The 319-nt window shown below is 61.1% G+C and carries 1 protein-coding gene; it reads left to right on the forward strand.

Annotated features, from left to right (window positions below):
- Nucleotides 1-319 (forward strand): cbb3-type cytochrome c oxidase subunit I (locus tag RCF13_RS07825; RefSeq protein WP_308141040.1); only part of this gene is annotated, 319 nt, incomplete at both ends.

A 319-nucleotide genomic window follows, 5' to 3' on the forward strand; every position in this document is an offset into this window, starting at 1 on the left:
CTGGCTTTTCGCCACCAACCACAAAGACATCGGGACGATGTATCTCATCTTCTCGTTCGTCATGCTGCTCGAAGGCGGCACGCTGGCGCTGCTGCTGCGTACCGAGCTGTTCGAGCCGGGCCTGCAGTTCTTCCGCCCCGAACTGTTCAACCAGTTCACCACCATGCACGGCCTGATCATGGTGTTCGGCGCCATCATGCCGGCGTTCGTGGGCTTCGCGAACTGGATGATCCCGATGCAGATCGGCGCGTCCGACATGGCGTTCGCCCGCATGAACAACTTCAGCTTCTGGCTGCTGCCGGTGGCCGCGATCATGCTG

The sequence above is a fragment of the Stenotrophomonas maltophilia group sp. RNC7 genome (genome assembly GCF_030910085.1).
Classification (GTDB): domain Bacteria; phylum Pseudomonadota; class Gammaproteobacteria; order Xanthomonadales; family Xanthomonadaceae; genus Stenotrophomonas; species Stenotrophomonas sepilia.